This is a genomic window from Providencia manganoxydans (assembly GCF_016618195.1).
Taxonomy (GTDB): domain Bacteria; phylum Pseudomonadota; class Gammaproteobacteria; order Enterobacterales; family Enterobacteriaceae; genus Providencia; species Providencia manganoxydans.
In genome coordinates this window covers 3,133,727-3,149,053 of the sequence record NZ_CP067099.1, presented here as the reverse complement: position 1 = coordinate 3,149,053, position 15,327 = coordinate 3,133,727, and the positions used below count along the sequence as shown (strand labels likewise).

Here is a 15,327-nt window from a genome sequence, read left to right as displayed (position 1 = left end):
GATAACTTTACTTGTTTTTAGTTTAGAAGAATGGCTTAAAGTATTCAGGTTTAATTCTAAAAAAGCCCCATGAGGTGGGGCTTTTTAGTTATTTTAATTGATTTACTAATCTAATTATTACATTGAACTGGTGAAAGTACGAGTAATAACGTCTTGCTGTTGCTCTTTAGTCAATGAGTTAAAGCGTACTGCATAGCCTGAAACACGGATAGTGAGCTGTGGATATTTCTCTGGGTTTTCCATTGCATCTAACAGCATTTCACGGTTCATGACGTTAACGTTCAGGTGTTGGCCACCTTCGATAGAGGCTTCATGGTGGAAATAACCATCCATTAGACCCGCTAAGTTCGCTTTACGTACATCATCATCTTTACCTAATGCATTTGGTACGATGGAGAAGGTATAAGAAATACCATCTTTCGCGTAAGCAAATGGCAGTTTAGCAACTGAAGTCAGTGAAGCAACCGCACCTTTTTGGTCACGACCGTGCATTGGGTTAGCACCTGGTCCGAATGGCGCGCCAGCACGACGACCATCTGGGGTGTTACCTGTTTTCTTACCATACACAACGTTAGAGGTGATGGTTAAGATAGACTGAGTTGGTACTGCGTTACGGTAAGTGTGCAGTTTCTGAATTTTCTTCATGAAACGTTCAACTAGGTCGCAAGCAATATCATCAACACGAGAGTCGTTGTTACCAAATTGTGGATATTCACCTTCGATTTCAAAGTCAACAGCAATGCCGTCTTCATCACGAATTGGTTTAACTTTTGCGTATTTGATAGCAGACAGTGAGTCAGCTGCAACTGACAGACCCGCGATACCACATGCCATTGTACGATACACATCACGGTCATGCAGAGCCATCAATGCAGCTTCATAGCTATATTTGTCATGCATATAGTGAATAATATTCAGTGCGGTGACATATTGAGTCGCTAACCAATCCATGAAGTGATCCATACGATCCATCACAGTATCGAAGTCAAGAACTTCATCCATGATTGGTGCATGTTTAGGACCAACTTGCATTTTCAGTTTTTCATCGATACCACCGTTGATGGTATACAGCATAGTTTTCGCTAAGTTAGCACGAGCACCGAAGAACTGCATTTGTTTACCAACAATCATTGGGCTCACGCAACATGCGATAGCGTAGTCATCGTTGTTAAAGTCAGGGCGCATCAAATCATCGTTTTCATACTGAACTGATGAAGTATCGATTGACACTTTAGCTGCAAATTTTTTGAAGCTTAGAGGCAGTTTTTCTGACCACAGGATAGTCATATTAGGCTCTGGTGAAGGGCCCATGGTATAGAGTGTGTTCAGGAAACGGAAGGTGTTTTTGGTCACCAATGTACGACCATCAAGACCCATACCTGCGAGTGATTCTGTCGCCCAAATTGGGTCACCAGAGAACAACTCATCATATTCAGGAGTACGTAGGAAACGTACCATACGCAGTTTCATCACCAAGTGGTCAATCAGCTCTTGCGCTTCTTGTTCAGTCAGTTTGCCTGCTTCAAGATCACGTTGGATATAAACGTCTAAGAAGGTTGAAACACGACCGAATGACATTGCTGCACCGTTTTGTGATTTAACGGCAGCTAAGTAACCGAAGTAAGTCCATTGAACGGCTTCTTGGGCATTGGTTGCAGGGCCAGAGATGTCATAGCCATATTTTGCAGCCATCTCTTTGATTTGACCAAGTGCGCGATGCTGTTCAGCAATTTCTTCGCGCAGTTGGATGGTCATTTGCAGATCGTCACCTTTCTCTAATTTTTCTTGCAGAGAGGTGAATTGATTAAATTTGTCTTTCATCAGGAAATCAATACCGTACAGAGCAACACGACGGTAGTCACCGATGATACGACCACGACCATAGGCATCAGGCAGACCGGTTAAGATACCTGATTTACGGCATTTTAGGATGTCTGGGGTATAGACATCGAAAACACCTTGGTTGTGAGTTTTACGGTATTCTGTAAAGATTTTTTTCAGGCTTGGATCTAAAGTACGATCGTAAGCTTTGCATGAGCCTTCAACCATTTTGATCCCACCGAATGGGATAAGACCACGTTTCAGAGGTGCATCAGTTTGCAGACCAACGATTTGCTCTAAATCTTTAGCGATATAGCCCGCATCATGGGAAATGATCGTTGATGCAACATCAGTGTCAAAATCAACGGGTGCATGAGTACGGTTTTCAATTTTGATACCTTCCATGACTTTTTCCCACAACTTATCAGTTGCTGGAGTAGAGCCTGCTAAGAAAGATTCATCACCTTCATATGGAGTATAGTTTTTCTGGATGAAGTCACGTACATCGACGTTATCCTGCCAGTTACCTTGGTTAAAACCTTGCCATGCTAAAGCGAATTTTTCATTTAATTCTGACATGATACTTTTACCTTTTAACAATGGATCTTTTAAGGATCTTAATAAATCTTTTCGTGTGTATTAGTGGCTATTAATGTTTTTGACCACTACGTAAATGCATGAACCAATAAATCAGACCAACTAACAGTGCTCCGCCAATGATATTACCGATAGTGACGGGGATCAGGTTGTCTGTAATAAAATTGCTAACGGTCAGTTGAGAAAATTGCTCTGGAGAGACGCCAATTTGAGCCCAATACTCGATAGGTGCAAATTCTTTGATCATAATACCTAACGGGATCATAAACATGTTAGCGATGCTATGCTCAAAACCGCTAGCAACGAACATGGCGACAGGGAGCACGAGTACCAATAGTTTATCGGCAAGGCTACGACCTGAATAACTCATCCAAACAGCTAAACAAACCATTAAGTTAGCTAAAATACCCAAGCAAACGCCTTCAATAAAGGTATGGTGTAATTTGTGGTCTGCGGTTTGCAGTACATTTAGACCCCATTGCCCATTTGCTGCGGTATATTGGCCGGCAAACCAAATCAGGGCAACAAAAAACAGTGCGCCAATCAAGTTACCAATATAAACATTGAACCAGTTTAGGAACATCTGTCCCCAAGTGATCCTGCCTGTTGCTTTTGAGACTATCGTCAGTACCGTGGAAGTAAATAAATCTGCACCACAAACGACGACAAGCATTAATCCAAGAGAGAAGCACACGCCACCAATTAATTTAGTAAAACCAAATGGGGCTGTTTGCGCACCGGTAGTCGCAGTAATATAAAAAACAAATGCAATGGATATAAAGATACCGGCAGTGAATGCTGACAAGTAAGTAATTGCGGGATGTTTGTTGGCTTTGTAGACACCAGAGTCATCCGCTACTTGAGCCATTACAGCAGGAGGCAAAAGATTAAAAGGGTTGTCAGCTTTCATACTAACACTCTCTTACAAAGTTGATTAATTATAGCACGCAATCATAGTAACAAACGGTATAACTGAGAAATTTGATATGGATCATGAACTCTTGCAAGTTACCGCTATTGTTTGTTAATAAAACGTAAAAAATAGGATTATCTTTTTGATTTTATTGGTTTAAATAAATTTTAAAATTTATAAAAAATTTTTATATTGTAGAGCTGAACTCAAAAAGAAAGTAAATAAATGGGATGAATTGTTATCCAAATATTAAAAAATATCGTTTACTTTTAATTAATTTAATTTATGAAAAGATAATGGCCCACAGGCCATTATCGAAAAAAGATTAAATATACGAAAAACTAAGCGTTTTCACGTTTTGCTTTTTGTAATTTTTCATAAGCAGCCAATAGGGCTTGGTGAGCTGGCAACGCTTTTAACTCATCATCAATTGACCACAAACCATAGAAACTGGCTTCTCCTACCAATGCAGCTGATGCGGCATCAACGGCCGCTTGGCCATACATACGCACAAATGCAGTGTAGTATTGTGATATGTCACGCTGTTCTTCTTGGCTTAATAACAGCAATGTTTGTAAGCAACGATAATAATTAGCACGTTCAGCCGTAAACACTGAACTATTAAAGTCTTGTGTCCATTCAACCCAAGCAAGTGCTTGGTCAAGATCACCACCAGCAAGTGCTAGCATTGATTTCAATTCACCAATACGTAGGTTGCTCCAACCGTTATCTTTACCGACTGCGAGGCCGAGTAACTCACGCACACGCGTGAAATCATCAAGACCTTCGTCATCGAGTTGCTCAATCAAAGCAAGGTAATCTTGTTTTTCCCATTGGCTGTCAGGAAGATTGATGATAGTTTCACGTAGATGTGCTCCCATCGCATTGTTTGCAATATGCAGATCCTCAACAGGGTAAATATCTGACATACCTGGTACTAATATACGGCATGCATACACACCGAGATGGTTGTAATCAGCAATATAAACTTCCGCATCTAATTGCTTGAAGATAGCCATTAATGTGGAAAACTCTTCTTGGGTAGTGCCTTTGAAGCTCCAATCAGCAAATTCATAATCGGCATCATCTTTAAATAGATCCCAACTGATAAGGCCACTTGAATCGATAAAGTGCGTTTCTAAGTTAGTATGTTCAGCCACTTCTTCGTCATCAAAAGTTGGGGCATTGAACACATCCAGATCTTTTAATCCACGGCCTTGCAGCAATTCAGTGACTGTACGCTCTAATGCAACACCAAAATCAGGGTGAGCACCAAAAGAAGCAAAGCAGGTACCATTCTGAGGATTAAATAAAACCACACAAATGACAGGGAATTGACCACCAAGTGATGCGTCATAGCAGAAAATTGGGAAACCTTCATTTTCTAATGTCTCGACCGCTTCAACAACTGATGGGTAACGTGCCATCACTTCAGCTGGGATCGCCGGTAAACTGATACTTTCTGCAATAATACGATTTTTAACAAATCGTTCGAAAACTTCAGATAGACCTTGAACTCGGGCTTCATTTGGCGTGTTACCTGCGGACATTCCGTTAGAAACATATAAATTGCCAATGATATTCATCGGAATATAGACAGTTTGATTATCAGACTGACGAGTAAAAGGTAGTGCACAAATGCCTCGTTCTTCATTACCTGATTGCAAATCAATTAATTGGCTACCTGCTAACGCATTGTCTGGATCATAAAATTTACGTAAACGTGAGTCCAAAATACCTTCAGGTAATGCGTCATCTTCAGTTAAAGGGAACCATTTTTCATTTGGATAGTGGACGAAATCACCTTCAGCGATCGATTTACCTAAATAGAAATCAGCAAAGAAGTAGTTAGTTGATAAACGCTCAAAATATTCACCAAGCGCTGAAGCCAAAGCCGCTTTTTTACTAGCTCCCTTACCGTTGGTAAAGCAAAGAGGACACTCTTTGTCACGGATATGCACTGACCAAACATTGGGTACAGGGTTCAGCCATGAGGCTTCTTCAATATCGAATCCTAGCTTTTTCAATTTAGTTTGAAATGCATCGATGGAGACTTCAAGGGCGGCATCTTTGCCAGGAATAAATGTTTGGCTCATAGGTCTATGACTTATTTAGTTTGAGGGAGGAATAAGCAACTATGATACGGATTTTTGTATTATATCTCACGCAAAATTATCTGATTGTCAGCAATTTCATCTAAAATAATAAGCGTCATCACGGAAATACTGTTCTAATTCCACATAATAACTGTAGTTTATATAAATGGGAGTTATATGATGAAACTTAACAACAAAGTATTACTGGCAACAGCTATCTCTCTTTCACTATGCACAGGAGCGGCATTTGCACTACCCAATATCACAGTGTTAGCCACAGGGGGAACCATTGCTGGTGGGGGGGATTCGTCAACATCATCGAGCTATCAAGCAGGAAAAGTGGGGATCGATGCGCTGATTAATGCAGTTCCAGAGATGAAAAAGCTAGCTAACCTTAGTGGTGAACAAGTAGTTAATATCGGTTCCCAAGATATGAATGACCAAGTTTGGTTAACGTTAGCAAAAAAAATTAACCAAGAGTGCGATAAAACAGATGGTTTTGTGATCACTCATGGTACTGACACACTTGAGGAAACGGCTTTTTTTCTTGATCTCACGATATCTTGCCAGAAACCTATTGTACTCGTTGGTGCGATGAGACCATCAACGGCACTTGGGGCTGATGGCCCGTTAAATCTTTACAACGCAGTTGTACTGGCCACAGATCAATCTGCGGGGGAGCGAGGCGTGCTGATGGTGATGAATGACAAAGTCGTTCAAGGGCGTGATGTGGTTAAAATGAGTACAACTGAAGTGCAAGCCTTTGACGCAGTTAACGCTGGGGCACAAGGTTTTATTCATGATGGCAAAGTGACATTTTATAAACCTGCAATACCAAGAACCAGCAAAGCCGCTTTTGATGTGAGCAAATTAGATAAACTGCCTAAAGTTGATATCATTTACAACTATTCTAATGCATCAGCTGCACCCATTAAAGCATTACGAGAAGAGGGGGTTGAAGGCATTGTCAGTGCAGGGGTTGGTAATGGCAACATGTATAAAACTGTTTTCGATGCTTTAGCTAATGCAGCGAAAGAGGGAATTGTCGTCGTTCGTTCAAGCCGCGTACCAACAGGGTATACCACGCGTAATGCTGAAGTTGATGATAATTTATACGGTTTTGTGGCATCAGAACGGCTAAATCCACAAAAAGCACGCGTTTTATTACAATTAGCGCTAACTGAAACTAAAAATCCTCAGCAAATCCAAGCACTATTTGAAAAATATTAATCTGTAATTATTTGAGCATAAATAAGGGATATCCCTTATTTATGCAGTTTAAATTTTTAAAGGTGAGGTTCCGTGATCCGATTCGCCACAATATTTGCCGTGATGAATGCAAATAATGGTACAAATGAAAATATTACAAATAACCATATTGCCGCAGACTGTGTGCCTTCAATGCCTCCCGGAGAAGAAAGGCCAGCAAGGTTTGCTATCATTCCTGCTAAAGAAGCGCCAAAAGCAGTTGAAAATAGTTGTAATGTGGTGATTGCTGAGGAGGCTTTTTGAGACTCAGAACCAGAAGAAACTTGTAGTACTCTAGCTAATAAATGCGGCCATGCGGCACCAATACTAGCCCCTGTTATAAATAACATTGAGCAAATTACCCAAATTTGAGCGGATGCGATATAAATTGTTTTTGTCATAAATAGAGTCAGGATGACTAGGCTGCCCAAGGTGATTAACGGTGTAAAACGAATAATTTTAGTTGTGACAGTCGGTTTAAGCGATGAAGAAATAATTGCAGCACTTGACCATCCTGCCCCCACTAAAGCGGCTAGGTAACCAGATATCAACGGAGCAATATCATGTAACATTTGCAGAAAATAAGGGACGAATACTTCGGTTTGTACACTTAAACCTAATAATGCCATGGTGAGATAAATGGGGGCTAATTGAGCCGATAAATGGAATGTTCCACTGGGAAATAACGTATTAATACCACGGCGTTCAATAACCGCTAGCCTTACACATAAGAGTATTGCTAGAAGCATGCCACCAATAGGAATAAGTTTGTCTTGGCTCAAACTACCGACGGAAATAGCCAGCACGGCGGTAGAAAGAAGCAATAATGCTTGTAAGGGGATGGGCTGCTGTGGGCCACTCTCATTCGGATTTTTGGCTGGTAATACTTTTAGTGTTAGCCACAAATAAGGGATCCCAACCAATACTAGGCACCAAAAAGCCCCTCGCCAAATATCATACTCAGCAAAAATCCCCCCTAAAGCAGGGCCTAATAATGTTGCCATTCCCCACATACTCGACATCATCCCTAATACGCGAGACCACAGGTGCTGAGCAAAAACAATGTGCACCATTGAATAAGAGAGTGTGAGTAAAATACCACCACCAGCACCTTGGATAATTCGCCCAAGTAGCATGATTGGCATAGATGGTGTCATAGCACAAATCACGGAGCCAATTAAAAAAATGAGAGTGGCAAGCCCATAGCTTTTTTTAGGTCCTAACCGATTAAGTATTCGAGAAGTGAGTGCTGATAAAATAATTGAAGATAGGATAAATAGAGTGGTATTCCATGCATAGAAATCAATGCCACCAATATCGCGAACAACGGATGGTAGTGTTGTAATTGTAATATAGACATTAATTGCATGAAGACAAATACCACCCGATAGAGCGAGTGTTAAGCTAAGATTTTTGCCAGTAAGTAAACTACGCCAACCTTCTTGCTGATGTTTATCCATATCTACTCAATATAAATAATCTTGATTTATTTCCTTCAAGCGGCCGCTGTTGTATTTTTTATGTCCGTCATGAGGCTGTGTTTTTACTAATGGTGATATCAAGCTGTGCTAAGAGATTTGTTAAGAGTCACTCACTAAGATTAAAGCTATTTTATTGAAAGACAAAATATTTACTTAGCTTATTTTAAAATAAATAACTATTTACCCACTAAAGCAGTTTTGTTGCAACTTATCAAGTTTGACTGAAACGATTACATCCAAAGAATGTTATTTTTTATATTGAAATAAGTCTGTGTGGGCTTATTTCATGGCGTGTTTTATCTAAATTTAACCATTAGTTTGGGATATTAATACTATTTATATAATGATTAATAACAATTAATGCTAGTAATGAACAAAAAAATTAATGTGTCTTAGCTCATGTTTTAGGAATAAATACACTTTTCACCTTGATAATTCGCGTCGCGAAAAATAGGCTAAGTAGGAATGCGTATTTTGTTTTGGCATTAATCATTACCTAATGAGCTACTACTAAGATAATAATTTAATAATAATATAAAAATTAGAGGAAATACCGAATGGTTAATAAAAATGTCAATTATGGCAGGGGGTTGCTCGTACTAAAAATAGCCATAGCCTTGGCGCCTATCAGTTATCCATCAATCAGTTTTGCTGAGCAATTCCTTGATGATTCAACACTTAAAGGAGGGCTTTATTATTGGCAACGTGATCGTTCAAGAAAAGAACTGTCCCCCGATAGTGATAAATATAAAAAGTATGTCGATAACCTTAAACATTCTACTGTAAACGCTAGCCTCGATTTTTCTTCTGGCTATTTTCAAGATGTGATTGGGTTAGATTTAGCTGCGTTTACTGCCATTGAGTTATCAAATAGTGGTCCCGCAGCTCCCAATGAGATCGGCTTTAGTGACGCGAAAACGCGATGGGATGAAAAATGGACTGGCGACCGCAGTGGCGTGAGTGTTTATAAAGCCGCAGCGAAAATGAAATATGGGCCCTTTTGGGGGCGAGGAGGGTATATCCAACCAACGGGGCAAACACTACTTGCATCTCATTGGAGCTATATGCCAGGTACTTACCGTGGCTTTGAGGTCGGTGCAGCATTTGATTTCGAACAAAATGGTGCGCTGAGCATGTCATATATGTGGACAGACCGCTATAAAGCACCTTGGTATCGCGACATGTATAATTTCCGTGAGGCTGATGGGCAAACAGGGATTAGCTACCTCCAGTCTATTGGTTTTAAATACGATTTCAAAAACTCATTCGTTCTTGAAGGTGCTTATGGCCAAGCAAAGGATTACATGGATCAATATTTTGCTAAGGCCTCTTATGCGCTTCCTATTGCATCCCGCGATCTTCGTATGTCATATCAATTCTATGGTGCCAAAGACAAAGTGTCCGATGGTGGTGTGAATGATGTTTACGATGGTTTAGCTTTTTTACAAGCAGTGACGTTAGGGTATACCTATGACCAATTTGATTTTCGTTTAGAAGGTACTTATTCCAAAGCAAAAGGAAATCAAGGTTATTTTTTACAGCGGATGACCCCCGGCTATGCAACGTCGAATGGGCGTTTAGATATTTGGTGGGATGGACGTTCAGATTATAACGCGAATAATGAAAAAGCGGTTTATGCGGGTGTTATGTATGATTTAGCTAATTGGGATCTTGCTGGCTGGAAAATCGGAACATCTTATATTTATGGATGGGATGCTAAACCAAGTACTAATTCTCAATATGCCCAAGATGTAAAATTAAGAGAAAGCGCTTGGAACTTTGATATTTTATATACCGTGCAAACGGGTAGAGCTAAAGACACTTTATTTAAATTACATTTTACTAAATATGATAACCATACAGATATTCCAAGTTATGGTGGCGGGTTTGGTAATATATTCCAAGATGAAAAAGATATTAAGTTTATGGTTATGATGCCATTTACTATTTTTTGATAGCAGGGTCACTGCTATCAAAAAATAATATGGCAGTGGCTGAATTTGAATTTAATATTGAGGTCACAATGAAAAAAAATTATTTAAGTCCTTTGGCATTATTAATTTCGGCAACTTTATTTTCAACGATTGTCAGTGCTGAACAATCAGCAACTCAAGTTGTCGATGCACTCGCGAATATGGATGTAAAAATTAATGTTATTGATAACCAAGCTGGAGAGCATGGTATTGATTGCGCTGCACTAGGTGCAGACTGGGCTGCTTGTAACCGTGTTGATATCACGCTGACGAATGGTTCTGATGCGATAGAGTCTGATGATTGGGCGCTCTACTTTCACAGTATTCGACAAATATTAAAGCAAGATAATCCACAATTTAAAATTACTCATGTTACAGGGGACTTACATAAAATAACGCCGACAAGTCAGTTCAAAGGAATTAAAGCCAATGAAAAAGTGGTATTACCAATAACAGGTGAATATTGGCAGGTCAATTATTCAGATTTTATGCCTCGCTGGTATGCAACTTCAGGTGATGCGTTACCACGCAACCTCAAGAGTACCGATACTCAGGATCCTACTCAGTTTGTAGCGCCATTTGAACTCAAGAATTGGAAAAGGGTAGGTGCAGATAACAATGTACTGATGACTGCTGAAAATCGTTACAAAAAAAATACCGCTTTAAATGCCCTATCTGAACAGCAAATGCGAGGGCAAATTTTACCTACGCCACTCGATATTACGTTACAGCAAGGAGACGTTGATTTATCTAAAGGTATAAATTTACATTTAGAAGGTTTAACAAAAGAGGAACTTGCAGTCATTGATGAGCATTTACAACAAGTTAAGCTTAAACAAAATAATCAAGGTTTCCTTGTTGAAGGTAAGATTATCCCTAATCAATTTGCTATTGATAATCAAATCAGCGGTGCTTATGAATTAGTGATCACTCCCCAAAAAGCACTGATTGTTGGTTATGATCGTGTAGGGCTATTCTATGGTATGGAGTCATTACTTTCAGCAGTCAGTGAATCCGAGAAGCCAACAATTGCAACGATGACAGTTAAAGATAAGCCTCGTATGGAATATCGAGGTGTTTTCTTGGATGTAGGACGTAATTTTCATAGTAAGCAAGTTGTCATGCGTTTAATTGACCAGATGTCACGTTATAAGCTCAATAAATTCCATTTTCATCTTACTGATGATGAAGGTTGGCGGATTGAGATCCCAGATTTGCCTGAACTCACAGAAGTTGGTAGTCAACGCTGTCACGATCTTGACGAGCAAACATGTTTATTACCTCAGTTAGGCTCAGGTGCTGAAAACAATAATATGGGGAGCGGTTATTTTACTCGTGATGACTATATTGATATTTTACGTTACGCCAAAGCACGTCATATTGAAGTGATCCCTGAAATTGATATGCCTGCACATGCCCGCGCTGCGGTGGTATCAATGGAAGCTCGCTATAATAAATTGAAAGCCGCTGGAGATGAAAAAGGGGCCGAGCAATACCGCTTAGTTGATCCATCAGATACATCAGTGACAACGTCGGTACAATTTTATGATAAGCGTAGTTACTTGAATCCGTGTTTAGAGTCATCTAAAAACTTTGTTAATAAAGTTGTTAGTGAAGTCATGCAAATGCATGAAGAGGCGGGTGTACCCCTGAAGACATGGCATTTTGGTGGTGATGAAGCGAAAAATATTCGCTTGGGGGCAGGATTCCAAGATAAAAATGGTGCTATTGAATTAGGTAAAGGGATAATTGATAAACAAATTGAAGATAAACCGTGGGCGAAATCGAAAGCCTGTCAGCTGCTGATTAAAAATGGTGATGTCAGTGATTTTGATCACCTATCGAGCCATTTTGCCAAACAAGTTAGTGAAGGTTTACAGCAAGAAGGGGTTACTACCATGCAAGCATGGCAAGATGGCCTAAAAGATGCTGTGAATGCTAAAGATTTTGCAACCAAAAATGTGAGAGTTAATTTTTGGGATACCCTCTATTGGGGAGGTTTTGATTCGGCAAATGACTGGGCAAACAAAGGCTATCAGGTCGTTATTTCAAATCCTGATTATGTTTATTTCGATATGCCATATGAAGTTAATCCAAGCGAAAGTGGCTATTATTGGGCGACTCGCGCGAGTGATGAACAAAAAGTTTTCTCATTTGCACCTGATAACTTGCCTCAGAATGCAGAAACATCGGTTGATAGAGATGGAAATCAGTTTACTGCAAAAAGTGATAAGCCTTGGCCGGGGATCTATGGCTTGTCTGGCCAATTATGGAGTGAAGCAGTTAGAACAGACGACCAAGTAGAATATATGCTGTTCCCAAGGATCCTACCACTTGCAGAGAGAGCTTGGCATAAGGCGGAATGGGAGAATGATTACCAAGCTGGCCGTGAATATGTTGGAGGTAAAACACAGCATGTTTCACAGCAAAATTTAGCTAATGACTGGGATCGTTTTGCAACAATCGTCGGAGTAAAGGAACTGCCGCGATTAGATAGAGCGGGTGTTGCTTACCGGATCCCTGTTCCTGGCGCTAAAATTGAAAATGGCGTGTTACTGGCAAATCTTAGCTATCCAGGTTTAGTGATTGAGTACTCATTAGGAGAGAGTGATCACTGGCAAACGTATTCAGCACAACATCCACCAAAAGTGAATGGCAGCGTGAAGGTGAGAGCGAAAAATGCACTGGGCACACGAACAAGCCGTGTCGAAATAGTGACGCAAAAATAAGGTATCAGTATTGGTGGTATTCGTTAGATACCACCAATTACAATTAGCAGTTGCACTATTGCAGAGAAATTAATTCTTCTCTAGTTAAGTTTGTGCATTCCATTAAATCTTTAAAAATTTTTTATAATAGTTGGCGGTTATTGCTCTGCATCTAATGCTTTTTTATATGTCTTTGCTGCGAAGCTGTACGCAAAATGATGACTATGACGATGTCATAGCTAAGTCTATTTGGGAGTCGTTATACATAATGTATGAAAATGACTTTCGTTGGCAGCTGATATCACAATCATAGCAACGGATCATAGGATGATGATTAATCAGAAAAGATATGATGCAAGGAGAATATCTGTGTGTAGATAAAAGAAAACCCCATGTAAAACATGAGGTTATTTGGTAATTAAGAGACTGTATGAGTGCCTTATTACAATAGCTATGAGTCGTTAAAAAACAACTCAATCACTCTTTTGCTTCGTGTGCATTTGCATTTTCACGGCAATCGCCATCAGCGCAGTGGCCATAAAGATATAAGCTGTGGTTAGATAGCTTAATACCATGACGAGCAGCAATATTCGTTTGGCGTTCTTCAATTGATTTATCAGAAAATTCGATTACTTTACCGCAATCTAAGCAAATCAAGTGGTCATGATGGTGCTGTTGAGTCAGTTCAAAAACGGATTTACCACCTTCGAAGTTGTGACGGGTCACAATGCCAGCATCGTCAAATTGGTTTAATACGCGGTATACTGTGGCCAGACCGATCTCTTCACCCATATCAATCAATTTTTTGTAGAGATCTTCCGCACTGACGTGATGGCACTCAGGCTCCTGAAGTACTTCCAATATTTTTAATCTTGGAAGAGTGACTTTGAGTCCAGCATTTTTCAATGCTTTATTGTTGTCTGTCATGCGGGTTTGTCCTGTATCTTAAATCAGAAATTTAACAATAATGAGACATTTTTAACATATATTCAGTTGTCTTCGAAACTGATTTACAATTATAGGCATGGAAACAAAAAATAGAAACCATGCATTGTCTCATTATTATAATAATATCAGCAATCCTACGCTGATTTGTTCGTTAGCCGAGGATCTCAGATAGAGACATCTCTGTTGAAATTTGTTGTACCCATGCATCAACACGCTCTTCGGTTAGCTCAGGCTGGCGATCTTCATCGATGGCTAATCCAATAAAATGGTTGTCATCATACATGCCTTTAGAGGCTTCGAAATGATAGCCTTCAGTAGGCCAAGCCCCGACAATTACTGCACCACGCGGTTCAATAATATCACGGATAGTTCCCATCGCATCACAGAAGTACTCTGCATAGTCTTCTTGATCACCACAACCAAATAAAGCAACAAGTTTGCCTTCAAAATCAATTTCTTCGAGAGTTGGGAAAAAATCATCCCAATCACACTGGGCCTCACCATAATACCAAGTTGGGATGCCAAGAAGTAAAATATCAAACGCTTCAATATCTTCTTTACTGCATTTAGCGATATCATGAACTTCAGCGTTATCGTTGCCTAATCTCTTTTGGATCATTTTGGCAATATTTTCTGTATTACCAGTGTCACTACCGAAGAAAATGCCTATGACTGCCATAAAGTGAATAACCTCTTGTTTTTCCAATCTGGTTTGAAAAGAGCCAGATAGGGCTAAATTTGAATAAATAAAACTTTGGCCTTATTTTGGCGAAAAACCCTGAATAAATCTGTCGAATTTGTGTGGTTTACTAAGACGAAACTATCTGTTTGAAGGCTCGTAAACCTGCGCGAGCTGTGACATTAGCATTTCTTCTATTAGCTCGCTACGGCTCATATTTTTTTCATCAGCCAGCTGATTCAATATGGCGACAGCATCTTCATTGAGCTTTAGTTCAACGCGGCGTAACCCGTTGACTTTATCTCTTTTAAGTTGATTACGTTTATTAATTCTTAATTGTTCATCCCGCGAAAGCGGACTTGTTTTAGGTCGCCCAGGCCTGCGTTCCTCAGCGAACAAATCAAGTGTGGTGCGATCAGTTTGTTCTTTTGCCATATTTCTTTAATACTAATGGGCGTGTACCAATAATCCAGCGCGCAATCATACCTTAGCTGTCGTCCTTGTGCCAGAGCGCATATTCAGTGAAAGTCTTTGATAGTAAAAAAAAGAACTGTTTGTTGGAAAAAGCACCAAATAATATTTAATTAGTGCTTTTTTCTGATTCACTAGCGAGTTTGCTGATGCCATAGACTGGCGTAAATTCCATTTTGTTGCAGTAAATCTTGATGAGTACCTACTTCAGCAACTGCACCTTCACGGATCACACAAATTTTGTCAGCATGCATAATGGTATTTAAACGGTGAGCGATACTAATAACGGTTCTTCCTTTAGTGATCAAATGCATATTAGCCATAATGGCTGCCTCAGATTCATAATCTAAAGTTGAAGTGATTTTGAATTCTGGATGTTTGAAATTAATCCT

10 protein-coding genes and 1 pseudogene are annotated in these 15,327 nt (G+C 39.8%); 3 read left to right on the top strand and 8 right to left on the bottom strand.

Going from position 1 to position 15,327, the window contains the following annotated elements:
- Positions 1-117: 117 nt before the first annotated feature.
- From pflB to ycaO, 3 genes are all read right to left on the bottom strand, one after another.
- Positions 118-2,400 carry a formate C-acetyltransferase gene (pflB, locus tag JI723_RS14270; protein WP_070924907.1) on the bottom strand — a complete coding sequence of 761 codons (2,283 nt, stop codon included), beginning with the start codon at positions 2,398-2,400 and terminating at the stop codon, positions 118-120.
- 70 nt (positions 2,401-2,470) lie between these two features.
- Positions 2,471-3,328 (bottom strand): formate transporter FocA, encoded by an 858-nt coding sequence (gene focA, locus JI723_RS14265; protein ID WP_070924906.1) that lies wholly within the window; start codon positions 3,326-3,328, stop codon positions 2,471-2,473.
- Positions 3,329-3,672: 344 nt separating this feature from the next.
- Complete coding sequence (gene ycaO / locus JI723_RS14260) at positions 3,673-5,427, bottom strand: 30S ribosomal protein S12 methylthiotransferase accessory factor YcaO (protein ID WP_272581007.1); 1,755 nt, start codon at positions 5,425-5,427, stop codon at positions 3,673-3,675.
- Positions 5,428-5,607: 180 nt separating this feature from the next.
- Here ycaO and ansB point away from each other — a divergent pair, with 180 nt between their 5' ends.
- Positions 5,608-6,657 (top strand): L-asparaginase 2, encoded by a 1,050-nt coding sequence (gene ansB, locus JI723_RS14255; RefSeq protein WP_272581010.1) that lies wholly within the window; start codon positions 5,608-5,610, stop codon positions 6,655-6,657.
- A gap of 56 nt (positions 6,658-6,713) precedes the next feature.
- Here ansB and JI723_RS14250 read toward each other — a convergent pair whose 3' ends face one another.
- Positions 6,714-8,135: an MFS transporter gene (locus JI723_RS14250; protein WP_337979527.1), complete on the bottom strand. Its 1,422-nt coding sequence runs from the start codon at positions 8,133-8,135 to the stop codon at positions 6,714-6,716.
- 578 nt (positions 8,136-8,713) lie between these two features.
- Here JI723_RS14250 and chiP point away from each other — a divergent pair.
- Both chiP and JI723_RS14240 read left to right on the top strand, forming a co-directional pair.
- Entirely contained in the window at positions 8,714-10,111 is a 1,398-nt protein-coding gene (gene chiP / locus JI723_RS14245; RefSeq protein ID WP_140180863.1) for a chitoporin ChiP, read from the top strand.
- A 68-nt stretch (positions 10,112-10,179) separates the two neighbouring features.
- Complete coding sequence (locus JI723_RS14240) at positions 10,180-12,858, top strand: beta-N-acetylhexosaminidase (protein WP_319067635.1); 2,679 nt, start codon at positions 10,180-10,182, stop codon at positions 12,856-12,858.
- A gap of 456 nt (positions 12,859-13,314) precedes the next feature.
- Here JI723_RS14240 and fur read toward each other — a convergent pair whose 3' ends face one another.
- From fur to JI723_RS14220, 4 genes and pseudogenes are all read right to left on the bottom strand, one after another.
- Positions 13,315-13,764, bottom strand: coding sequence for a ferric iron uptake transcriptional regulator (gene fur / locus JI723_RS14235; RefSeq protein ID WP_070924902.1), 450 nt, complete (start codon positions 13,762-13,764; stop codon positions 13,315-13,317).
- Between the two features lie 172 nt (positions 13,765-13,936).
- On the bottom strand, positions 13,937-14,464 hold the full coding sequence (gene fldA, locus JI723_RS14230) for a flavodoxin FldA (protein ID WP_070924901.1): 528 nt from the start codon (positions 14,462-14,464) through the stop codon (positions 13,937-13,939).
- Positions 14,465-14,605: 141 nt separating this feature from the next.
- Complete coding sequence (gene ybfE / locus JI723_RS14225) at positions 14,606-14,899, bottom strand: LexA regulated protein (protein WP_140180859.1); 294 nt, start codon at positions 14,897-14,899, stop codon at positions 14,606-14,608.
- Positions 14,900-15,069: 170 nt separating this feature from the next.
- Positions 15,070-15,294, bottom strand: a pseudogene (locus JI723_RS14220) (type I secretion system permease/ATPase); the annotation flags it as partial.
- Positions 15,295-15,327: the final 33 nt, after the last annotated feature.

Excerpts from the sequence above, each read along its gene's own strand:
- pflB (WP_070924907.1), bottom strand. The coding sequence starts at position 2,400 with ATGTCAGAATTAAATGAAAAATTCGCTTTAGCATGGCAAGGTTTTAAC.
- focA (WP_070924906.1), bottom strand. The coding sequence starts at position 3,328 with ATGAAAGCTGACAACCCTTTTAATCTTTTGCCTCCTGCTGTAATGGCT.
- ycaO (WP_272581007.1), bottom strand. The coding sequence starts at position 5,427 with ATGAGCCAAACATTTATTCCTGGCAAAGATGCCGCCCTTGAAGTCTCC.
- ansB (WP_272581010.1), top strand. The coding sequence starts at position 5,608 with ATGAAACTTAACAACAAAGTATTACTGGCAACAGCTATCTCTCTTTCA.
- JI723_RS14250 (WP_337979527.1), bottom strand. The coding sequence starts at position 8,135 with ATGGATAAACATCAGCAAGAAGGTTGGCGTAGTTTACTTACTGGCAAA.
- chiP (WP_140180863.1), top strand. The coding sequence starts at position 8,714 with ATGGTTAATAAAAATGTCAATTATGGCAGGGGGTTGCTCGTACTAAAA.
- JI723_RS14240 (WP_319067635.1), top strand. The coding sequence starts at position 10,180 with ATGAAAAAAAATTATTTAAGTCCTTTGGCATTATTAATTTCGGCAACT.
- fur (WP_070924902.1), bottom strand. The coding sequence starts at position 13,764 with ATGACAGACAACAATAAAGCATTGAAAAATGCTGGACTCAAAGTCACT.
- fldA (WP_070924901.1), bottom strand. The coding sequence starts at position 14,464 with ATGGCAGTCATAGGCATTTTCTTCGGTAGTGACACTGGTAATACAGAA.
- ybfE (WP_140180859.1), bottom strand. The coding sequence starts at position 14,899 with ATGGCAAAAGAACAAACTGATCGCACCACACTTGATTTGTTCGCTGAG.